At 51.3% G+C, this 23036-nt stretch carries 17 protein-coding genes and 2 tRNA genes; 1 reads left to right on the forward strand and 18 read right to left on the reverse strand.

Annotated elements, in window-relative coordinates; genetic code table 11:
- Positions 1 to 130: 130 nt before the first annotated feature.
- From BLT26_RS09265 to BLT26_RS09335, 15 genes are all read right to left on the reverse strand, one after another.
- Complete coding sequence (locus BLT26_RS09265; RefSeq protein ID WP_139169459.1) at positions 131 to 1147, reverse strand: hypothetical protein; 1017 nt, start codon at positions 1145 to 1147, stop codon at positions 131 to 133.
- On the reverse strand, positions 1144 to 4566 hold the full coding sequence (locus BLT26_RS09270) for a rhamnosyltransferase WsaF family glycosyltransferase (RefSeq protein WP_139169461.1): 3423 nt from the start codon (positions 4564 to 4566) through the stop codon (positions 1144 to 1146). Before BLT26_RS09270 ends, BLT26_RS09265 begins: the two co-directional genes overlap by 4 nt.
- Before the next feature lie 47 nt (positions 4567 to 4613).
- Positions 4614 to 7226 carry a sulfatase-like hydrolase/transferase gene (locus BLT26_RS09275; protein ID WP_091512527.1) on the reverse strand — a complete coding sequence of 871 codons (2613 nt, stop codon included), beginning with the start codon at positions 7224 to 7226 and terminating at the stop codon, positions 4614 to 4616.
- Between the two features lie 63 nt (positions 7227 to 7289).
- Entirely contained in the window at positions 7290 to 8111 is an 822-nt protein-coding gene (locus BLT26_RS09280) for a glycosyltransferase family protein (protein WP_175453072.1), read from the reverse strand.
- A 32-nt stretch (positions 8112 to 8143) separates the two neighbouring features.
- Complete coding sequence (locus tag BLT26_RS09285; RefSeq protein ID WP_091512533.1) at positions 8144 to 9142, reverse strand: sulfotransferase domain-containing protein; 999 nt, start codon at positions 9140 to 9142, stop codon at positions 8144 to 8146.
- Between the two features lie 26 nt (positions 9143 to 9168).
- A complete protein-coding gene (locus tag BLT26_RS09290; protein WP_091512537.1) occupies positions 9169 to 11322 on the reverse strand; it encodes a glycosyltransferase family 2 protein in 2154 nt (717 codons plus the stop codon).
- A gap of 131 nt (positions 11323 to 11453) precedes the next feature.
- A complete protein-coding gene (locus tag BLT26_RS09295; RefSeq protein ID WP_217631410.1) occupies positions 11454 to 12221 on the reverse strand; it encodes an ABC transporter ATP-binding protein in 768 nt (255 codons plus the stop codon).
- A complete protein-coding gene (locus tag BLT26_RS09300; protein WP_091512541.1) occupies positions 12218 to 12973 on the reverse strand; it encodes an ABC transporter permease in 756 nt (251 codons plus the stop codon). Before BLT26_RS09300 ends, BLT26_RS09295 begins: the two co-directional genes overlap by 4 nt.
- 73 nt (positions 12974 to 13046) lie before the next feature.
- Complete coding sequence (gene rfbD, locus BLT26_RS09305) at positions 13047 to 13940, reverse strand: dTDP-4-dehydrorhamnose reductase (protein WP_245720660.1); 894 nt, start codon at positions 13938 to 13940, stop codon at positions 13047 to 13049.
- Positions 13941 to 13956: 16 nt separating this feature from the next.
- Positions 13957 to 14517, reverse strand: coding sequence for a dTDP-4-dehydrorhamnose 3,5-epimerase (rfbC, locus tag BLT26_RS09310; protein WP_091512547.1), 561 nt, complete (start codon positions 14515 to 14517; stop codon positions 13957 to 13959).
- A 2-nt stretch (positions 14518 to 14519) separates the two neighbouring features.
- Positions 14520 to 15398 carry a glucose-1-phosphate thymidylyltransferase RfbA gene (gene rfbA / locus BLT26_RS09315; RefSeq protein ID WP_091512551.1) on the reverse strand — a complete coding sequence of 293 codons (879 nt, stop codon included), beginning with the start codon at positions 15396 to 15398 and terminating at the stop codon, positions 14520 to 14522.
- 66 nt (positions 15399 to 15464) lie between these two features.
- Positions 15465 to 16340, reverse strand: coding sequence for an NAD(+) kinase (locus BLT26_RS09320; protein WP_091512554.1), 876 nt, complete (start codon positions 16338 to 16340; stop codon positions 15465 to 15467).
- A gap of 219 nt (positions 16341 to 16559) precedes the next feature.
- Entirely contained in the window at positions 16560 to 17489 is a 930-nt protein-coding gene (locus BLT26_RS09325) for a 1-aminocyclopropane-1-carboxylate deaminase/D-cysteine desulfhydrase (RefSeq protein ID WP_091512558.1), read from the reverse strand.
- Between the two features lie 80 nt (positions 17490 to 17569).
- On the reverse strand, positions 17570 to 18355 hold the full coding sequence (locus tag BLT26_RS09330; RefSeq protein ID WP_139169463.1) for an RES family NAD+ phosphorylase: 786 nt from the start codon (positions 18353 to 18355) through the stop codon (positions 17570 to 17572).
- Positions 18352 to 18717 (reverse strand): antitoxin Xre/MbcA/ParS toxin-binding domain-containing protein, encoded by a 366-nt coding sequence (locus BLT26_RS09335; RefSeq protein WP_091512563.1) that lies wholly within the window; start codon positions 18715 to 18717, stop codon positions 18352 to 18354. Before BLT26_RS09335 ends, BLT26_RS09330 begins: the two co-directional genes overlap by 4 nt.
- 269 nt (positions 18718 to 18986) lie before the next feature.
- On the opposite strand from BLT26_RS09335, the gene BLT26_RS09340 reads away from it, so the two are divergent.
- The gene (locus BLT26_RS09340) at positions 18987 to 19967 is read left to right on the forward strand and encodes a zinc-dependent alcohol dehydrogenase family protein (RefSeq protein WP_091512567.1); all 981 of its coding nucleotides are present in this window, start codon (positions 18987 to 18989) and stop codon (positions 19965 to 19967) included.
- Positions 19968 to 20412: 445 nt separating this feature from the next.
- On the opposite strand, the gene BLT26_RS09345 is transcribed toward BLT26_RS09340, so the two are convergent.
- The 3 genes from BLT26_RS09345 to BLT26_RS09355 all read right to left on the reverse strand — a co-directional run bounded on the left by BLT26_RS09345 (position 20413) and on the right by BLT26_RS09355 (position 23022).
- A tRNA-Asp gene (locus BLT26_RS09345) sits at positions 20413 to 20489 on the reverse strand.
- A 25-nt stretch (positions 20490 to 20514) separates the two neighbouring features.
- Positions 20515 to 20590, reverse strand: a tRNA-Val gene (locus tag BLT26_RS09350).
- Between the two features lie 134 nt (positions 20591 to 20724).
- Positions 20725 to 23022: a DUF6351 family protein gene (locus BLT26_RS09355; protein ID WP_245720661.1), complete on the reverse strand. Its 2298-nt coding sequence runs from the start codon at positions 23020 to 23022 to the stop codon at positions 20725 to 20727.
- Positions 23023 to 23036: the final 14 nt, after the last annotated feature.

Consider the following 23036-nt stretch of genomic DNA (forward strand, 5'->3'; position numbering starts at 1 on the left):
ACAGGATTTAGCACACAAAATCATCGGCGCTTTTGAACTTCCCTGCAAAAAAATGGGCCCAACCCGTATCCCGTAGCCCCGACAGCCGTCCACCGGCACTTGAAACAACACTTCACCCCAAAGAAATTGATCAGGAGCCATGAGAATGGGGCCTCTGGAATTTAGCTATTGCTTTACGAATCCGTTCAAATCCTTCCCCCCCCAAATCTGCAATATGCCGCAAGTAATCCTCAACATAGCTGGGTGAAATCGGGCCCTGGGCAATCCAGCTGGTGGCGTCAGGAATATCGTAGCTATCAAAAAGGCTCTGCTTCTCCAGGTACTTCTTGGCCACAGAATTGTTAATCGGCATATACTGCTCCAGAAGCTCTCGACGCTGGCTGGGCGGCAAAAAATATCGCGAGGACTCGGATCTTCCCAGCTCAACAGGTTTTAGAAGAAGCGATATATCAGGGCCATCAAGGTACGGAGCCAAGGCCCTCGCGAAACAAACCTGCTCTCGCGACAAACTGGGGTTGGGATCCCTCTGCACTTGCTCAAAATCAGGGTCAAAAGAAAGACCTAGAACATTCAAGAAATCAGAAAAAATATTACCACCGTAAAACTGGCTACGCTCATAAGGCCGGACGTGGACCTTGTCCTTGCCGATTAGGGAACCCCACTTCTCAGCGTGATAAAAATAATCAAAAATCTTTGCTTGAACAAGCTGTGACCTAAGGCCAGAGATATCGGCATCCAGGGCTCCGGCCTTCACTATTTGCGCAAACCAAGACTCTAGAAACTGATCCTGTCGCCTGAAGTATATGATGACATTAATATCGCAATGCGGCGACAAGAGACCGACCATGTATTCTATTTCTGACAGCGTTAATCCCGGGAAGTTCTCACTGCTAATTACGTGCCGCCGGGCCTCGCTCGCAACAATCTCGTCAATAAGACAACTCAATTTCCTCTTCACTCGCTCAGCGTATGCTGGATCATGGCGATGATCGTTAAAACAGAGGCCATGGTGATTTATACGATGCAATCCAGTTCGACAATAATTTACGCCTTTGCGAAGTAACGCACTATGATTAAGCGACATGAACGACTGAATCGCCGTGGTGCCTGTCTTACCCGTACCCAAATGGATAAATAGTTTCTTCATTCTTCGCAAGCCTCCTCCCGGTTCGCGCGACTGTATCCAGCTAGCCGCGAAGCATTTGATGCCTTCCGTGCGTCAATAAGCTCGGCATCCACGCCGTTCTCCGTCCCCCAGCTCTGGTCTCTCTCATTCAGCGCCCCCACTGCGGGACCGATATCGTCCGCATTTTCCATCTGGTAGCCGAAAACCTTTCGAAAAAAACGCCCTTCCTCATACGCCCTTTTCTCCACATCGCCTTCGTCAAAATCGTGTGAATGGTAAACAACCGCCTGGCACGCATAGACCTTGGAGTAGCCCGCCTTGATCACTTCCCAGGCCCACGCCTGGTCCTCACCAAAATCTATTTCTGGATACGGAATTTTCTCCCAGACGGAGCGACGCATGCATGAATTATTGTCACTATAAAAGTGTAAAAACTGTTTCCATGAAATATCGGAATTCTCCCACTTTTCCGGGTCGGTATACCTGGAAACACAAATCTTTTCCTTCAAAAACTTATGAAAATGATCATGCAAATCCCGCTTGGTAAAAGGATCCGCATCCGGCCATGGAAGGTGCTTTCCAAATGCACCGGCAGCATCAGGAAAGTGCTCCAAATGGGTCACCAGGTTATAAAGCCAATATTCATCTTTCGGTAATGCGTCCTGGGTGAGGATAGCGATATACTCACCTGAAGTTAGGCTGATTCCCAGGTTACGGGTCCGTCCGTGCTGGAACTCGCTATTTGGAATGCGGTGAAGACGAACGGATCCTCGTCCCTCAACAAACTCAGCTGTTCCATCCTCGGAGCCGCTGTCAACAACCAGGACCTCAAATGGCCAAGGGGTCTTCTGACGCTCCAGAATTTCTATTACACGCCTAAATACTTCCCCCCCATTCCAGGTGGGAATTACTACGGACGCTTTGGGCTGGCACTCCTCCTGCGTTTCTCCACCATCCTCGGCGCAGAAACCAAGTGCCTTAAGACGCTCCAAGACAGCACTTTCAACGTCACGGGCGGATTGCTCCCAGGTGAACTGCCCAACCCAATCCAGTGCCGCTCGACGCTGATGACTTAAGCGCTCCTGATCCGATATCAGCGCGGCCAGCTCGTCAGCCATGACTCGTGGATTTGGTGACAGGAGGGTTACAACACCGCGAGGGAATATAGCGCGCGTACTTTCTCCGTCAAGCTCTGCCACAGGTAGACCGCAAGCCATCATCTCCTGGGGTATCAGTGAATAGTTCGTTGCAGAAAAAACGACCCCAAGGTCACACTCCCGGTAAAGGCTTGCCAATTCATGGGGAGCCAGGACCCCATGATCTATGCACTCAAATGGTGTCTTGGAAAAGGGCAGGCTCGCGCCGAAACAGTGAACCTCAAGCTCGATGCCCTTTTTAGCCAGGGCCTCTAGGGCCAGAAATCCCAGCTCCACCGCTCTCCTCGAGGTAAAGTGGCGCGCATAAAATGCGATCTTGAACTTTCCATCCGTGTTATCGACTCGCCCCTCAGGAGAATAGATAGTACGATCCGCGGACAACCAGAATCCCTCTGCCCAGCGGCCGTAACGCTCCTGCATCAATTCACGAAGCCACGGGCTCGCGCATATACAATCCAGGTCATACTCATATGTCATTTTCGCTGCGATCGCGCGGCTGCCCTGCGGATAAAATTCGGGCTCATGATCCTGCACGAAGTAAAACCGGCGCTTAAACCGACATGCTGACAATACATGGCTGACAGAAGACCAATCAGTAGCGAATATCACATCCCCGCCACCAAAATCCTGTCTGGGGCCTACAAACCTGACATCGCCTTTTATCACCTGAAAGTGCTTGACGATGTCATCGTATGCATCCGACTCTGTGGAGTGACTTACAGGATTGTAAATCCAAATGGTATTCTTATGACCAAAGAACTCGAGAAACCGAATTATTCTAAAAATAGTCATGTGGCCGCCTGCGCCGGGCGAGAAATCGGGCATGACCCAATGAATATTTAGTGCGCGCGGGTTATAAGTTTCAGAGCATGGCCTCAGCTCGGTCAAAGAACAGTCTAGCAGGGGCCTGAGTGCGGCATCCTGGACTACTGTGGACCCAGGGTCGAGCTTCAGGCGCCTCCGAGCAGCTGCCACGACAGGAAATGCGGCGAGACCTGTCTGCTTGCCGTACTTAAGGTAGTGACTTAGGGGCTCCGTTAAGCTACTGTCCTGAAGGTATTGTTGATGGTATTTTTTTGAATCGAATCTAAGTGACGGGTTATGTCCCTTCTTCCAGCCCGACTTCGCATAGTGAAGGACTGGATTCCGGTCTTCTGGAATCTCCTCACTGTACATCTCTAGATACCAAGTGGTATCGAAATAAGGGTTCGGGTTACGCCCCTCACACATCCCGGTTTCGACAAAATGCTCTAAGGGATCGACCTGGAGTCCGCGCAAGTCTTCGTAGAAATTTACATACCAGTCACCCAGAAACAGGCCCGTATCCAAAATCTCTGAACAGATGGGTGAACTGTAGACCTTCCTGAACTGGCGGCCCTCAGACTGCCCGTATTCAATAAAGTGCTTCAGCGGCTCGATGCCAGCTTCCTTGACGTCAGGGTTACTTGCCAGATAGTAAGCAATATCAAACTCACCTGACGGGTTTACGCCGCTGCGCCAGCCGGTCTTAAAGTAATGAATCAGTTCGGGAACTCCGGCTTCTGGTGTATAGCAAGCGCTTTTAGAGTACCAAACCGGGTCGAAATAATAATTCGGCTGCCTTCCTTCCTTCCAGCCGTAACGACAGTAGTGATCCAGTGGATCCATGCTGGAAGCCCTTACGTCTGGATACTTTGCAAGATACCAATCTCGTACAAAGAGGCCACAGCTTTCAATCTCGAATTTCAGTTGCTGGAGGTTCAATTCCGCCGGAAAGCCATTATTACCCTGAAACACCCCATGCTGAATGTAGTGAGAAAGAGGGTCCATGCCACCAAGCTCATAAGCCATGGAATACTTCTTCGGGTCAAATCCTGGTGAGGTCCGATCTCTGCCTCCAGTTAGAATGTATTCAACGAGGGGGCACAAGTCTTTTGGCTTCGAGTCCCCTATACGATCCAAGTACCATGAAGTCTCGAAATAGGGATTAGGGTTCTTCCCTTCCCTCCAGCCCACATGGTAATAGTGGGCTATAGGATCAAAAAAAACCTCCGCTCCTTTCTCATACTCTTGCAAATACCATTGAGCCTTAATCAACCCGGACGATCGAAGAAGCTTCAGGTTTTCATTGTCTCTCTTTTTCTTTAAGCCAGGAATCATTCTACAAACAGTCTCCGAGTTCACTCCAGATTGTCTTGCGGCAAAAAACAGCAGCGCAACACTTAGCGATAAGGTATCTGGGACAGCCTGACCATAAAAGCCGAATCGCGGGAGTTCTTCTGACCCGATATAAGCCTTGGCCAAGCTGTCACCTATAAGGCGATTAAGCGCAAAGATAGGCGGCCTCCCCTTTAGAGAGGCCCGCTTCTTAGATCCAAAAAGGGCAAATTTTTTAGCTCTCTCCCGAACTTATCCTCCAGGAATCTACTGTAATCATCTTTGGAGCCGCCACCCGGGATAAACTCCCTGTCGCCGGCATCATATATATTTTTTACATAAAGCTTATTGCTTGATAGCGGATCATTTCTATTCAAATCAAATACAAGCTTCCAGTCTTCAATTTCAACCACATATCGGAAGGGTGTATTTTTGAACCCTGCAGCTGCAGCAACGCCAAAAGATCCGGCTGTATTCTTTGATACAAGGGACTGTCCATCGCTCAGAATATTCCCCAGCTTACCGACACCAAGCAAATCGAGGATCGTGGGCATGATATCGACTTGACTTGCAACTTTCTTGGAACTTAGAGCTGAATATCCTGGAGCCTTAATATAGAGAGGAATATGTAAATCTTCGCTAAAAAGGGTACGGCCATGCATCAAGTAATTGTGCTCCATAAACTGCTGTCCGTGGTCACCAACCACTACTATTATCGCATCCTCGTAGAGCCCGTTTCTCTTCAATTCATTTACAAACCTGCCGAACAGCTTGTCTGAAAACCTTATGGAATTCTTATATCTGTTGAAGATCATTGGATTATTCTTAATGGCTAACTCTCTGGCAGAGTTGAGAGAAACACCCGATTCCTCAGAACCCGCATAAGGTTCAAAGGTGGCACCCATAGTTTTCGGCCAGCGGTAGGGATAATGCGTAGAATCCCAAAAAACAATATTAAACGATGCCCGACCAACATCTGTATTAATTGAGCTTTGAATCAAGGTGTCTGTAACTGAAATATCGATAGCAGGAATACTGCCAGGGATATGCTTGGTAATGTAATCAATGAGTTGCAGATCAGAACCGAACATTGTTTCGTCGGCGCTCAAGTAGGACAGGTCCTTGGAAGAGTGAACTTTTATCTCGTAACCCGCATTCTTGAGCGCCCGAAGGGACTCTGATCCGGCCTTATGCTCTTTAGACTTATAGGTATCCCAATATAACGGTATTCTTGAGTTAACGATCGAATACCAGCCATAGTGTGTCGCATTACCGTTGGCAATCGCCTTCTTGAAATTCAGAGCCTCTCCCTTAAATTTGTATAGGTTTGGCGCAACATTTTCCGTAATAACATCACTTCGAACAGATTCAAGAATAAATAGGTATACGTTCCTCTTCTTAACCTTTTCGGTAAGGTTTTGCGGAAACTCGGTCGATCCCCTGACTGGGTATGGCTTTACCTTTACGCCGTATTCAATAATAAAGTCTTTAGCCTTGATAAATGTGAGATATGTAGGAATATCGCTTTGCTCTAAAGACCAAAGGCTGTGGGATTTTGTTCGCGCGCTAAACCATTGCTCAACATAAGCTATAGAGATCAGAACAACAAAGAGAGAGATGCAGTTCTTCCATGAAATTTTTATAGTGAAGCCTCTCTTAAGTCTCCCAAGAATAAATGCGAGAACGAACGCCGACAAAATCAGGAAAAGGCAAACTATCTGATATGCAACCAATAAAGGCTTCGAAAGCTTCGTAAACTCAAGATTTTTTTGAAAATTCTGAATACCACCATCAAGCATTATCTGAAGGCCATGGCTGATATGCATCCCATTTAAGCGAAAGAGTTGCGCGTCTGCCACATAGCAAATCGCGAAAAGGATTGCCAAACCGGGGAAGAACCAACTGCGTGCAGTATCACGGAGTAGCCAGCCAGCAGCTGCTATCAACAACAGAAAAAAACAAACCGAAACTTGTGCCGCAATAAAGGCGCTTGCGTACGCAACTGACACGCCAGGATAGATAGCCCCAAGAAAAAGCCAACTACCATAAATGGAAATAGCAAAAGCGAAAAGATAGGCTAGAAAATTTATATCACGAGGCTTTTCAACTGAACCCCGAATATAATTTGTAAAAATTGAAATCACCGCATCGACTCGGTTTTCAATTCCTTGCCGGAACAACTCAATCTTTTCACCGCGAACCAGAATAAAGCTGAGCGCTAGCTGAGCCGCCTTGAGTAAAGCAGCAAAAATTGGCGTCAGAATTAGAATACCAATAAAAACATCCCGGTTACGAACAACAAAGTACCCTTGAACATTATCGGTCAACTCAATAATGGGGTCTTGCCCGGAAGAAGTGACTTTAATCCCTCCAGCAGCGCTCTGTACCTTATCAATTCCATTGATGATAGTCAGCTCTGCTCCCCGCCGCTCATCTAATTCTATCTCGAACCAGCGATATGTTCGAAGCTTGAAAGACTTTAGTATTAACTCTCCTTCAGCCCACAGCGGATCAAAACGGATTTTCTTAGTGCCAATACCACAGGGTATACGGCCTTTAAAAACATATGTTGCATCAGCAACCCTATATTCAGGACTGTACGGCAGCTCAAGCATGTGGCTGCTTCGATACCCTTTCCCGTCATCACAGTAAATCGCCGCAACGGCATCTTCTGGTGATAGCAGCTGGGCCTCAAGTTCAAACTTCAAGTGCTCAGGCAGCTTGATTTGGACCTTGAGAAAGAATATAGATAGCAGTGCACCCAGTATCAGGACTATTTGATTTTTATGAAGTAATTTCAATATCATCTTTATATACTTGCAACATAACAACGCGCGTAAACTGACAGCTTCTACGAGTAGTTCATTGAATCAGGTGAATTTCCACCCGTGCTTATTAAAGAATTTAAGTGCAGAGCTGCAAAAATATAGGTGGTGCCGAAACGTCTTTCTCCCAACGTCCCCCCCCGCATGCTTAACCTGTACTGACCGGGCATAGCTTATCCGCCCCAACTTTCTGATTCGTAGCGAAAAATCAAAGTCCTCAAAATACATAAAAAATCTCTCATCGAAGCCCTCCAGTGCAAGAAAGTCCTGAGTACGAAGAAACATATAACAACCCCCTGCCACCTCCAGCTCTGTCGCGGGCTGTGAAGACAAGTCTGCGTAACTGTAGCGACGTAACCGTTTCTCGAAAATTCGAGCCAATGCTCGATTGCCAATATATCTTAGGAATAACGTCAGACAGTCGGGGTAAGTTTTAGCCACATGAGACAACTTTCCCCCCTCCTCCTCTATACTAGGCGTAAGCATGACCGTTTTCGGATTGGCGATCATGAACTTGAGCGACTCCGCTAAAGCGTCAGGATAGAGCCAGACATCGGGGTTTAAAATAAGGTGATACTCGGATGATAGAGCCGGGGAAATGACGTTATTCGACTTACCATATCCCATATTAAAATCAAGTTTAATAAGCTCTATTTTCAGGCCATGGGGTAAATGAATATCACCCACAACTAGCTTAAGCTGCTGAAAGTATTCATCTGACAAGGAATTATCGATGATATAAAGCGTGACACCAGACTGCCCAATTTTATTTAAACAATCGTACGCGGAAATTACTGATGAGAGATTCTCGGCAAGCATTCGCAAATCGGTTTTATGTACAACTATCGAAATGCTAATCTCTATCATGTTTTTTCCGCTTTCATGTACTGTCAAATTCTTCACCAGGGGCGCCATCGGGAATTCTTCTTCAGTGAAGACAAAAATCTCGTCGACAGTCCGGAAAGAAGAAACGCATTAAGGTTGGGCGGTTCATACTTCTCCAGGGAAACAAATCGGTCTATTAGTGGACCACCAAGAAAAGCTGAAGGGTCAAGCCCCAGCTCACCACAGAGCTTGTAATTTTCGCTCTCCCACGCCTCCACTATCCCTTGGGACCCAACTGGATAACGCCACGGTCTTTTGACAAAAACTTTTTCCAGTTTTTTTGATTTCTTCACAAGCTGATTTGTTAATGCAACATACTGCGACCTTCTTTTCCGCTTGTCGCAGCCTATATTAAGCTGCCTGATCAACTCCACGAAATCAATTGAAGGCGAAACATTCTTCCGAAGTTCAGGACGGCATAAATTATTTACTGGCAACTCGATGCCGGCGACCTGTAAAAAAGCAGTGAGAATATCTCTTCTACTACTGTCATAATCTACAACTTCAACATCAAAACCTGCCGACTGCCACAATTTGAACTTCGAAAAGAAGTCGAACTTTTTATTGGAGTCCAAGAACTCTTTGAATGTCGCCTCGCCACCCCATTTGATATGCTCGATATAAAGAGACTGAGCGTAATCTACTTGATTCCTAAAAAAGAGAATTACCTTTACATCGTAATCGGAAAAATATTCCCGCAAAGACTTGCATCTCTCAGGTGTCACATTGAAATCGAAGTGCTCACTTGAAATTAGTATTTTCCTGTGCCTGCTTTCCTCAATTTCAGTGTTTAGCTGTCTCTTGAGACCCTTTATAAGATTACGATTGAAATTTTCAGCTTCGAAATTGAAGCCAAGCGCCTTTGCCAGCCAGTAATGCTGGTTGTCCTCCAAACCCGTAATCGGATACAAAATACCGGCAGCCGAAAGCTCGCTGGCATTGGAAGAGAATACATCTTGAAGATACGTTGTACCCGTCTTCTCCAAGCCCACGTGTAAAATAATTTGCTTCATAAAACTGGCAACACAACTAGGCGCAATCAAGATTGCTCGTGAACGGAGTCCCGGCTTGCGAAGAACTTCTTCTGCTTATCTACCGCTCGCTTGTAGCTCGCATGCAGAGTCTCATGCCGCCTCATTCGCTCATTTCTATCATATGGCGTCCTGAATAGAGAGGTAGTCTTTTCAACATATTTAAACGGGCTATCGCTCGTGTAACGTACCCATAAATCCCAATCTTCGAGCGCATCCATTTCAATATCAAAGCCGCCAAACTGATCGTAAAGATCTCGTTTGAATATGACAGCCTGGATCGGAATGAAGTTGTGATGCCGTAACGTATTCACGGAAAACTCTTGCCTGAAAATAGCGGGCGTTGAATGTGTCTCCTCCAAGTAATGGGAACTTCCTTTAAGCTCTGCATTTGTGGAAGTTTCCACCTCCCAGCTAAGCCCGTAAACCCCGACAACTTTCGACTCATGCAAAAGCTCTGCCATCAGGGTTTCCACGTGGTCAGGAAAAAAGAGATCATCATCATCGAGGAAAGTAAAATATTGACCAGAAGCAATGTCGAGACCAGCGTTTCCGTTGAAAGACCGTCCCTTTTTTGGCTGTCCTGAATAGATGACTTGCTTACCTTCTGGCAATCTTTCAGAAACTTTCTGAATAAAATCCCTGTGAGTCTCGCCGCCATCTTCAACAACCACTAATTCAAGGTTGGGATATGTCTGATTTAAGACACTAGCAATACATTCTCTCAACCACTTTTCCCTGCCTGGATATGTTCTGGTAATCACGCTGACGAGAGGCGGCTTTTCCACAGGTGGCCTTAGCTCAAAAAACGCACCATCCCGCTGCATTTCATAGTCCCACGCACGAAACGGGAAGCGCAAGGTGCTCTTTTTTCGCGTGAGCAGGAAATACGGGGCATTTACAACAATCTTCAGCAGGTTCTTGAATAGCATTCTGCGTCCACCAGGGACGCCACGTACAATTGTTATAAGAGAGCCATAAAGGGCTAAGATTGCGATAATATCCTTAACTGATCCATAGCGGAGTCTTATGTACGCATTAGCCAGTGTGCTACCCATAAACTGTACTGGCTTTACCTGGTGAGCGTGTTCGTACGTATGGTGCCATACGACAGCCTGTGGAACATACTTCACATGGTAACCGGCATCGCGGAATCGATATGAAAGCTCAACATCCTCGCCATACATGAAAATCTTTGGCTCGTACCCACCAACATCGAGATATGCCTCGCGTTGGATTAGGATACAAGCATGCGAAGACCAAGAGGTCTCGAGCGTAACAGGGTCAAAGTATTTCGGGTGCTCGTACGGCTTCTGGCGAAACTCCCAGCTCGCAGTCTTTGCCTTGTCTGCCGCAGCAAAAGATACGGCTCGTGTAATTGAATCCTCCTCAAATACTAGGTCGACATTCGAAACCAGGACATAGTCAGCAACACACTTCCTGATGGCGAAGTCGTGTCCCGCACCGAAACCCAAGTTCGGGCGATTGTACAAATGCACAGCTTTAAATTTATCTCCAAACTCGAGCGTGAGATCTTCGATCTCTTCTGGAGTACCGTCACTGGATGCATTATCCACAAAGTGAAGGGTAATTTTCTTGAGGGGATAATTCTGGGCGCAAAGGCTTTGAAAGAAACCCTTGAGCCATTTTTTATTATTGAAAGTTACAGCTGTAATTTCAATTTCAGGCATATCCTCCATGCAATCATCAAACTCAATATCAAACAGGGCAGAATTTCGGTCGCGCGCCAAATGACGCATCATCTGTCTGTTCGAATTGTTACTGTGAACCTGAAATACCCTGGAGGTTAACCAGCGAAAAATTCCCAGCAGTCGGTATTTCAATTTTGCCGGAAGCCACTTCGCTCTTGCGACCATGTATAGGCCATGGATGATGCCTCGCTTGGCAGCCTGGAGACCGTAGCGAACATAATGCTGTGCCCGGCGGGCCAACCTTGCCGCACAGCGAAGGGGCCTGGTCAACAGCCAGGACTTTGAGCTGTATATCCATTCGAGGCGGAGGTTCGCCTCTTTCAGCTCCGCCTCCACTTTCTCACAGTGGGCACATGGGAATTGTTTTCGGCTGCCACTTTCCATCGCTGAAAATTCATCATCAGATGGGTCGGGCTTACCTTCAGCGCTAAATTGATCTGTGGCACTCATTCAGCAACCTCTATTATCTATTCAGGACTTAGCGTAAGTTCGCGTAATCCACATTTAAACTCTTCCTGATTTCCGACAGGACATTGAAATCAAGAGCCTTTATAACCGAGAAGACTTATTAAACCGTCAGACTAGGATCCATCGCGACAATATGTCGATACAACCTCATCAACACTGCCCTGCTGAACGGTTACGCCATCCTTGATATAGACAGCCCTATCACAGAGTTCCTCTACGGTGGCTAGATCATGCGAGACAATTACAACCGATTTGTCTGAGTGTATTTTCTCCAGAATGACATCCTTCGATTTAACCCGGAAATCTTTATCACCAACACCAAGTACTTCATCAATGAGAAGAATATCGGGATCCGCTTCCATTGCGACGCCAAAACCAAGCCGCGCCCTCATCCCGGCCGAATAAACGGAAACAGGCTTGTCAATTGCGTCCTCTATCTCTGCAAACTTGAAAATACTTTCGAGCCGAGCACGCGCAGCCTTGCGGGACATTCCCAGTAAAATACAGCTCATTATTGCGTTTTCGCGACCACTCAAGTCAGGAATAAAACCGAGCTGCAGAGCCAAGAGCGATGTATGCACGCCCGGTCTTCGGAAGAGCGTTCCAGTATCCGGCTCAATGATTCCTGCCAGCAATTTAAGAAGTGTGCTTTTGCCAGCTCCATTTCTCCCCAAGACGCCTAGAGTTTCGCCCTTCCTTAAGTCCAGCGAAACTGACTTTAGTGCCCAGAACTTATCGCGCGAAAACCGTCTATTATCTGGGTAGGACACGCCGACAGAATCGAGCTTCAACATCACCTGCTCTTTAGTCAGCGCCTTATCATCTACGCCTAATTGGGTTTCTTCACTCAGGCTTTTGCCAATCAGGATATTCTCAGTCATGACATTACCTTTGGATAATAGCGATCGAATTTCCTAAATAAAAATAGGCCGAGCAAGCAAAGAACCGTGGACACTCCAGAGACGTTTGCAAGATGAGTCCAATCCGGCTGAGAGGAATTCAAAAGGACATTTCGGTATGACTCAATAATCGAAATCATGGGATTCAAATATAGAAATTCGCGAACATCGGGCGAGAACTGTTGGATATCAAAGAAGATGCCGGACGCGAACATCAACATCATAAGCCCATGATTAACCAATGTTCTTACGTCGACGACAAAAGGGACCACCGCAGCCAGGATAAGCGAGCATCCAAGGATAAAATAGAGCTGCGTGAGAGCAACAGGCAATATATACAGCCAAGCAAGCGATGGTTGATGTCCAAGCGCCAAGAGTAGTGCGAGCAACAGTACCAAAACCAAAAGAAATTTAACTGTATTAACAGCGACGGGTATCAGGGGAAGGACCGCCTTGGGGATATATACCTGTTGAATCAAGCCCCGATGAGCCAGCACACTTGAGCACGCAGGCATTAACGTTGAGGCGAACCATTTCCAGGGAACCAGCCCACATAGCAAAAAGCTTACAAAATTCTCACCGCCTGAGCGTATGCCGAGAGCGAAGATTAAGTAAAAGGCCCCCATATAAAGTAGCGGTTCCAGAACCCACCAAAGCATACCCAAGTATGCCGAGGCAATATCTCGACGCAACTCGGCATATGTTTTATAAATAACCAGATCTGTCAGTTGCATATCACAGCCTTTAAAGCAACCAAAGAAAAATATGTAAAAAGTATTATGCAGCGACTCTTGTCACACGTACTGTTCAATACGCCCCTCGTTTTGACAGCTCCTTATATTCATCCAACATTAAAGTAAGCTGTGTGCGCCAGTGCTTGGCCGGGAAATTAAATGTCTGCTCTAGCTTACTTTTATCAAGAACGCTATACGAAGGCCTCTGGGCGGGCGTAGGATATTCCTTTTGTGAGATGGGACGTATTTCCGTTGGGCGCTGTAAAATTCCCTTGTCGAGGGCAATTTCCTGAATAGCTGTTGCAAAATCGTACCAAGAAGCCACACCTGCATCTGCCCAATGAAAAATTTCCGGCTTAGAAGGGACTTGGGAATTAGCCATGTGGCCGGCAACAGTCCATACAGCTTTCGCGAGGCCATTGGCCCAAGTGGGACTCCCTACCTGATCGGAGACAACCCCTAAAGAGTCTCGCTCAGCCATTAGCCTGAGCATTGTCTTGACGAAGTTACTTCCGTGGCAGGAGTACACCCATGATGTTCGTATAACTACTGAGCTTTTAACTTCAGATGCAAAAAGAGCTCTTTCTCCGGCAAGCTTGCTATGGCCATAGACATTCAGTGGCGAGGGCGCATCCATACTGTCATACGGCTCAGATTTCTTTCCATCAAAAACGAAATCAGTCGACAATTGAATAAACGACGCCCCAAAATTCTTTGCATGACTAGCCAGCTCCGCGACAGCGGCCTCGTTAAGCAAATATGCTTCTTCGGTTGCCTGCTCGGCTCTATCCACCGCGGTATATGCAGCGCTATTGATAATGATGTCGGGCCGACTTTGTTCAAAAATACTCGCTACGCTATGCCTGTGGGTTATATCAAATTCCTCTCTACCCACTGCAGTTACATGCCAGCCTTGAGGCTTTGATCGCACCAACTCCCACGCTAACTGGCCATTCTTCCCAATCACCAGGGCTCTTACATTTTTATTTCGCATAATATTGGAGCTTTGGAGCCTCAGCTAAACTTTTTCCAGAGCGATCTTTTTCTGACAGGATTGGCTGAACCGAGTCCGGCAGTGGCCATTCAATGGCAATATCCGGATCATCCCATCTAATAGATTCCTCGCTCTCCGGATGATAATAATCGGTACACTTGTAGACAAACTCGGCGCATTCACTCGTTACAATAAAGCCATGAGCAAATCCAGCGGGCACCCAAAGTTGTCGTTTATTTTCTGCGGAGAGGAACTCACCGACCCATTGGCCAAAGCTAGGCGATCCCTCTCGAAGATCAACTGCAACATCGAACACCTCACCCGCGATTACTCGTACCAGCTTCCCCTGTGTATGCGAGGTTTGGTAATGAAGGCCGCGCAATATCCCTTTATTTGAACGAGAGTGGTTATCTTGAACGAAGTCAACATCCGCGACATTCTCTCGGAACCATGTGTCACGGAAAGTTTCCATGAAGAAACCCCTGTCATCCCCGTACACTTTGGGCTCCAACAGCTTCACCGCAGCGATTGCAGTATTTATAACCTTCATGCTCAAAATATTCTTTCCTTGAGTACCTGCAGCAAGTACTGACCGTATCCGCTCTTAAGTAAGGGCTCAGCCAGTTTCTCAAGCTGCTCTTCATTAATAAAGCCCATTCGATAGGCAACTTCTTCAGGGCATGCGACTTTGAGCCCCTGGCGTGCTTCCAACGTCTGAACGAAGTGGTTGGCTGCAAGGAGATTGTCGTGAGTACCAGTATCCAACCAGGCGGCACCGCGTCCAAGCACTTCTACGGTAAGGGTACCGGCCTCCAGATAGGCGCGATTTACATCGGTAATCTCTAATTCCCCCCGTGCAGAAGGCAAGATTGATTTAGCGATATCTACGACTTGATTGTCATAGAAGTAAAGCCCAGTAACTGCGTATTTTGACTTTGGTTCAGTTGGCTTTTCTTCAATAGATAGAGCCTTGCCGTCCTCATCAAACTCGACCACGCCATAGGCCCGAGGGTCGTCTACATGGTAACCAAAAACAGTGGCACCCGTCGTTTGGCGGGTAGCTTTCGTCAAAAGTCCCATAAAGTCATGCGAGTAAAAAATATTGTCTCCCAAGACTAAAGCGCAACTATCCGAACCAATAAAAGACTCACCAATGACAAAAGCCTCCGCAAGCCCATTAGGAGACGGCTGCTCAGCGTAGGTCAGAGTCAGTCCAAGTTCCGAGCCATCACCCAGCAATGCTTGAAACAGCGGCAAGTCTTTAGGTGTCGAGATGATCAGAATTTCCTGTATACCCGCCAACATAAGAGTCGTTAAGGGGTAGTAAATCATTGGCTTATCATATACAGGAATAAGCTGTTTACTAATGGCCTTCGTAAGCGGATATAATCGAGTCCCAGAGCCGCCCGCTAAAATAATCCCCTTTCGCATTTCAATTCACCTCTTGTACACTTTTATTTGTACGTTTTTCTATTACAAAGCGATAACGCAAGCTTCTCAGAGCTGACCAGCCCACCCCAGTTTCGATCTACAAATTTCATAAAAGTTATGATCGATGGGGTGAATCAGCGTTAGTCGATGCGGTTTCTTATGGATCCGGATCACATCCCCCGGTTCAGTAATCACCTGATCGTGCCCATCGCAAGTAACGTGTGGCTTCGCGATGTTGTGCTCGCCAATAATGATCTTGAACTCGCTGCTGCCCTCTACCACGATCGGTCGGCTGCTGAGGGTATGGGGGTTCAGGGGGACGAGGACGATCGCATCCAGCTTTGGATGCATGATTGGGCCACCGCCCGACAGTGCGTAAGCGGTAGAGCCCGTGGGCGTTGAGACAATAAGGCCATCAGAGCGCTGGGTGTAGACGAATTGCCCATCGATGAACAGGTCGAACTCAATCATCCGGATAAATTCGCCGGGATGGATTACCACATCGTTGAGTGCAGAGCCCTTGCCCACCGGCTTGCCATTACGGCTCACAGACATATCCAGGAGGAACCGGCTTTCCGCCATGTACTTCCCGGCCAGAACTTCGCCGACTTTCTGCTCGATCTCGTCCGGGGTGATATCGGTGAGGAATCCCAGGCGCCCACGGTTGATTCCCAGGAGCGGGACACTGAATTTGGCCAGGGCCCGCGCCGCTGCCAGCAGGCTGCCATCGCCGCCGACCACAATCACCAGGTCGCAGAGTTCTCCGAGCTTGTCTTTCGTCGAAATACGGGCGTTATGGCCGGTTACCGCGCTGGCGGTCTCCTTTTCGAGGACAATCGCGTAGCCTTCTCGCTCGAGGAAGGCCATCAGGCGCTTGAGCGAGAGAACAGCACTATCACTTTCTGTACGGCCGATCAGCCCGATATTTTTGAATTCTGACACCGCTCCCCCATGGTGCCCGAACGCGGGCCCAGCGATCCGTTTGTTCTTGTGCCGGCCCCATACCGACCATTTTTTGATCAAAAAGAGGGCCTGACCGCCCTTTTATGCGACCGGGGATTATGCCTGATGATCGTCGCTTAGTCGATCCGGGTCCCTCCGGTCAGCCTCAGCAGAATAGATTAAATATTGAGCAGCGTGCGCAGTCCTGTAGCACCTGACTCATCGCTGTCCCCGCCGCCCCTGTAGCCCACCAGAGTGTACAAGGAGAATCCTGCCGGGCCCGGGTGGTGCGTCGCTAAATAGATGTCGGTGTAGCGCGTAGGCAAGTTTCGCGGTGTAAACAGGATCCAGGGGAACGCCTGTTTCGGCCTCGAACTGCCTCTGGAAAGCTACGAGCTCCCTCGTGCTTCTCGCGTATCCCCCGCAGTGATAGCCGGGCAGGATTCGCGCTGGGGAATCGCTCCTTAGGGTGTTGAGCCAGCCGGCAGCTGCCTGGGCGATTGCGTTCTCTGCCCGCAGCACCGGAATACCGACCGCATTCAGGTCACCGAGCCCGGCCTGCAACCCGGCCAGGGTCAGTCCCGTACCGCAGGCAATCCACACCTGTTCAAATGGCACAGGAGCAGTTTCGCGTATCACTTCGCCAAGTAAGCGGGCTCCCTGCACTCCCTGCCGGTTCGCGCCGCCCTCGGGAATGAAATAACCGTTGATACCGCCCAGCCCCACCCTCTCCAGGAAGTCCGGCAGATCGCGGTCACGATATTCAGCACGGGAAATGAAGCGCAGCTCCATCCCCATCCGCTCTGCATCCTGCAGCATTGCACTCATTGCTTTGGGGCGGTAGCCACGGATGATCCCGAGTGACCGGTAGCCAAAACGGCGAGCCGCCGCAGCGGTAGCGTGAATATGATTTGACCAGGCTCCGCCACAGGTCAGCAGGGTCTCCGTCCCGCGTCGCTCAGCCGCCTGCAGGTTGTAAACGAGCTTATAGGCCTTATTGCCGGATATCAGGGGGTCCAGCAGGTCGTCACGGCGGATCCAGACTTCGGCCCCGGGAAAGAGGCTGGTATCCAGTTTCTGGTAAGGAATATCCCCCGCGGCTACCCGGATATACTGCGGATCGAAGCGGGTCAGGTAACGCGGGCGCATGAGTTCAGAGTTCTTGTCACGACATAGTGAGGCAGGGAAAGTGTCAGCATTGGTCAGCTCGAGGGTTTGGCGATCTCGCGCTACGCCGGCCGGGGTATCTCCCCCTCCACCAGGAAAGGCGCAACCGGAAATGATCGTGTCTCGCTGCGATCCCCCAGTTTCAGCAGAAACGCCACGCCCTCGGGTCCGGTCTCAGCAATCACCTCGGCCTCATGGGCGGGTGTACGGCGAAACAGGGCCCCGGGGGAGAAAAGCGCTACATTAATGCCCTCGTCATCAGTCGGGGGAAAAGGTCCTGTTGCGGCTTGCCTTGCCCGGGCGGACGGTGTCTCTATTCCCGCGACACCGGCGCCGCGCAGGGATTTAGCCATTTGCTGGCAGGGCTGGTAGCGAGCCGGGTCCGATAACCTATCCCAATAGGCCTCCCATGCAGGTTCCTGCAGGCGCACCCCGGGGTCCAGGCAGTAACGGGCAGAGAAGATGGTGTGATAGCTGGTAATCGGGTCAGCCGGCGATTGCACCATGTCACGCAGAAATACCAGCCGGTAATAAGCGGACTCGGCCAATACGGTCGTGATGGTCTTGCTGCCATAGAAAATACCATTCTCGGCCACGCTGCCGAAACGGGATCCCCAGGGCAAGGGTGGGTATCGGAAAGGGGTGGCCAGCAGGTAATGGAGGTGTTCGCTGCCCGGCAGGCGGCGGGGCTTGCTTCTCTCCAGCAGGTTTTCGAGCGCTTCCTGCTTTTGCACACTGTCCACCAGGCTGCGGGTAGCGACGTCTTCCTGTGATTCGACAATACGAAACAGCCGCCCCATGATCCGCTGGCTGGTCGTATCGATAAGCTCCTGTATCCCCCCGGTCAAACCTTGCCCCGCATTGCATCAAGGTAACCTACCACCCGGACCAGCCCCTCGATACTGGCTACGAGTTCCCTGGGGCTGCCATTCAACGCCAGGTTTGGTGTATGGAACCAGTACCGCGCTCCTTCGGCGCCGCCCATCAACACAAATGCAGAACGGTAAGCACGTACCAGGAGCAGTGCCAGCTGGCCAGCGGCACTATTCGGGTCGAGACCGGACTTGCGGCGCAGCGTGCGCTCGTCGAGGTGGACGATTTCCGCCAGCTCTTTCTTCGGCAGACCGAGATGTGATGCCGTGTTGAGTACAGCCTCCAGCAGCACTTCATCATCAGAAGCGTGGGGCTGAAATGAGGGTACAGACGCCATGTTGCCTTCCCAGTTCCGGTCATTTGACCGTATTGTAGACATCAACCGGTCACTTGACAACGGTTCCATTCCAGCAACTACCCGAAGCTGTCAGGTCTGCCCACGCGTGCAATCACCACTGTTCTACATCGAAATATCCAGCCCATGCTGCCATCAAGCTCAGTGATATATCGTCATCAGATAGAAAAAGTAGCCAGGTACAAAATCGATGGACTAGATTGCCACCATGATAAGAGGCCTAACCCAACAGGAAATGGAGGAGCGACAGGATGCTTAAAGCCGAGTACCAGACCCGGGGCCCGGTGCCCCAGGATGTAATAGAACCGGTGGAGTTCGAGAAGCCGCAGCTAAAGGAAGGAGAGGTCCTGCTGGAGTTGCTGGCCTCGCCGATCAATCCTTCCGATGTGCTCACGCTGACCGGACAATACGGCATGCTCCCTCCCCTACCTGCCATCGGCGGCAACGAGGGAGTGGCGAAAGTCATCGAGCACGGGCCTGGCGTCAATGCTCCCGAGATCGGCCAGACTGTGTTGCTGCCGGTCGGGATAGGTACCTGGCGTACCCACTTTGTGGTTGCCGCCGACAAACTGGTACCGCTGCCCAACGAAGCGGACCCGCTGCAATTGTCGATGATTTCCATCAATCCGCCGACCGCCTCCCTGATGTTGAGCGAATTCGTGGACCTGCAGCCGGGCGACTGGGTCATTCAGAATGCTGCCAATTCCGGCGTAGGCAATTACCTGGTCCAGCTAGCGAGTATCCGCGGGCTGAAGACCGTCAATATCGTTCGCCGCGAGTCCCTGGTGGAGCCGCTCAAAGCCCAGGGGGCCGACGTGGTGCTGGTGGATGGGGAAGACCTGCCGGAGCGCGTAAAGGAGGCCACGGGCGGGGCAGCAATTAAACTTGGTATCGACGCGGTGGGGGACACGGCAACCGGCCGCATCGCTGATTGCCTGGCTGAAGGGGGCACCCTGGTCAATTACGGCATGATGAGCGGCAAGCCATGCAAGATCTCTCCTTCCGCCCTGATTTTCAGCGGCGTGTCCCTCAAGGGTTTCTGGCTGGCGCGATGGTTTGAGCAGGCTTCAACCGACGAGCAGCAACGCGTTTACGGGGAGCTGACCCAGTTGATAATCGCGGGCAAATTGAAAGCCCCCGTCGACAGCACCTATAGCGTCAGCGACATCAAGGATGCAGTGGCAGCGGCAGCCCAGGGAGGGCGCGAGGGGAAGATTTTGGTTACTGCCTGACGGCCTTCCCTCCTCCTCGATCGAAAGATCCCCGGGTCGCCCGGTGGATCCTGGATGCCGGCCTGCGCCGGCATGACGACAGCTGGAAAACTGGTGACCTGGGTCGACCCAGCGCTACAAAACAGCCCCGTTCTCGCCTGGATCGCCCACTCTCGAGCGGAACCTGCGGGCGCCTTCGGCGTCCAAAACTGTTCCAGACAGTTTTGTTGCACGCCGATCGGCCATATACAAAAAAGCCCCGCTCTCTCCAGCAGACTTCCATGCAGACTGCGGCTCTTGTAGCGGGACTGACTCGGGCCATCCCTGGCCCTCGCCCTTCGGGCGCCTTCGCTTTGCTCCGGCGTCCAAATCGGCAGTCCTGCCGATTTGTCGAACGGGGGTTCTTGCACGCCGATCGGCCATATACAAAAAAGCCCCGCTCTTTCGAGCGGGGCTTTTTTGTATATGGCGGACCGGACGGGACTCGAACCCGCGACCTCCGGCGTGACAGGCCGGCATTCTAACCAACTGAACTACCGGTCCGCGGTAGCGCATCTCTGTGAAGAGATGGTGGGTGGTACAGGGGTCGAACCTGTGACCTACGGCTTGTAAGGCCGTCGCTCTCCCAACTGAGCTAACCACCCTTCTGCTGGCTGGGGGCTGTGCCTCCCGAGCGACGCGCATCATACCCGATTGGACGGGCCTGTCAACAAAATGGGCGCCAGAATTTCGAAATTTTTCCTTTCCCCACCGTCACTTACATCTTACCGCCACGCGCTCAATCGGCATCGGCCGCCGGCACTGCCACCGAGGTAGGCCGCACCGTCTCGGGCACGTCCTCATCATCACCCGCGAATCGGGGTACCGGCCGGCGGTAGTCGGACAAGATCGAGTGCCCCGCAATCGAGACCGGGGCTCTCCCTGGAATCAGGTTCTCCTCCGGAAGGGCCAGGTCCGGCGCCCCGTAATCGCATACGCCCGACGGGAAGATACGCTGCATGTCCCGCAGCCGTTCCGCAATCTGCCCTGTGGCATTACCATAGGTGCCCTTCTCCAGCGCTGATTCCACAGGCTGCAATTGGCACTTGAAGATGTCATCGGTGAGAGGCCCGCCCGCCATTTGCCGCGGTGTGCTGTGGATGGGGTATTCCCGCATGCACGCGCCGGCGCGACGCCCGTTCCAGGGACCATCCCAGACTCCTTCACCCACCGCAATCACATTGCCCTGGCTGTCGAAGCACTGGTCGTTGGCATCTACTGGCCGGTTGGCCGCCACGCCAAGTTGCGGGCTGTCGATGATGTTCTGCATCCAGCGGTCCATGGTATCCAGCGCTTCATCGAGAGGCGTGTACTCCTTGTGGCTCACCCAGATCAGCTGGTTGTCTGCATGGCCACGGGCCCGCCGGATGCGCTCCCGCGTAGAGAACGATGCCACGCTGTGATGCATATCCAGGTCGCGGTCCAGGTAGTGGCGGAGGTCGATGATGGGCACCTCCACATCACCGAGGAACACATGCCCGGAGCGGTAAATACCCTCGATTGCGGCCATGCTGGCCCGGGAGCGAGGGGCCGGGCTATCCAGGGTGCCGAGGTTCATGTTGTGCTCGCTCCAGACCGACAACTCCATCGGGAAGAGATCTCCATTCAGGAACCAGAGCTTTTCCCCCCCCAGGTTTTCAGGAGCCTTCCAGCCGCCGATGGTGGCATTCAGCTCCAGGAAGGTATCCACCGACAGCTGACCCCGCCGCAGCGCCTCCAGGCCGTACTGGACGCCCTCGTTGTCCCAGGCACTGTTCGCGTACCCGGTCTCGTCGGCGCCGTAGAATGCGCGCAGGTCCTCCCAATGGGACCAGTGGGTGTTTTCCGCCACCTTGTCCGCAAAACTCTTGATGAAGTGTACGAAGTTGGGGTTGTTGACCAGCGGCACCAGGCCCCGCCACCCCTGCGTGCACTCCGTGGTGCCCTCCCGCCCGTTACGGTACCTGCCGTCGAACAGGGCGGCAGCAGTCTCAAGCAGGTGGAAGCGGCCATTCATCTCCCTGCTCCCGGGCAGGCCCTGGACAACACTGCGCTCGGTGGCGTCGCGCCAGCGCGGATTGTCAGCATCGACAACGTCGAAGAAGTACTCCAGTGGCTCGCAGTCGAACACGTAAATGGTCTGGCTGACCATGTCGGGATAGGAATAGAGCGGAATGGCCGCGTCGAGCAGTCCCGGCGCATTCTGGGCAAACAGGTATTGCTGGATCGCGCCACCAGAGCCCCCCAAACCCACTGTGTATAGTGGTTCACCATACAGGGACACAAACTGTTTCTTCAGCCGGCGCGCTACATCCTCCGCCAGCCAGATATTGTAGTGATTGCTGGTCTGGTTGCCGGTGGAATAGACGATCGCATACCCCCGGGCCAGCTGGTCCGCCCGGCGCCCGACGATGTCCCCCTTGGTGATATCGCCCTGGCGCCTGCCCACACCCACGCCGCCACGGAACTGGTAGATAAGGCGTCGGTTCCAGTTCGAGGCGCTCGGCTTGCCAGCAGTCTCACCCGCGCCCCTGAGAGCGGCAATTGCGTAGAAAAAGCGGTTTATTGTTCCCGTCTCCAGCCGCACGACAAAGTCCACGGAGCGGCCATTGACCGTCACCTGGTCGATATCGCCCTCAGCCTGCTCCAGCGGGTAAAAATCGCCGTCATTAATGCTGCGATAGAAATAACTGACGTGGGTGGGATGACTGCAGTCCCGGCTGTAACCGATTATCTCCTCGGTACGATTGCCCTCCTCGTCCACCGCGAATACAGGCACTCCCTCGCCGTTCTGGTTGTCCACCAGCGGCTGGCGAGTGGTGACGTTGTTGACGCCGCAATAGAATGGATAGGTGGAAGGCCCTGAGAAGAGTGTCTCAACCGGCCCTATCTCACCAATCCTGATGGGGAATGGGAAATATTCAGGGGGGCGCTCTATCGTCCGCGGATGAGGGCCGCTGTATGCAGGTGTAGGCGAATGGTCAAGGGCGCCGTCCGGCACACCCACCACCGGGGCTGGCGGCACACCGGGAATATGCGGGAGACGCTCTACAAACATCCAGCTTCCCACGG

This window comes from Microbulbifer yueqingensis (assembly GCF_900100355.1).
GTDB lineage: Bacteria > Pseudomonadota > Gammaproteobacteria > Pseudomonadales > Cellvibrionaceae > Microbulbifer > Microbulbifer yueqingensis.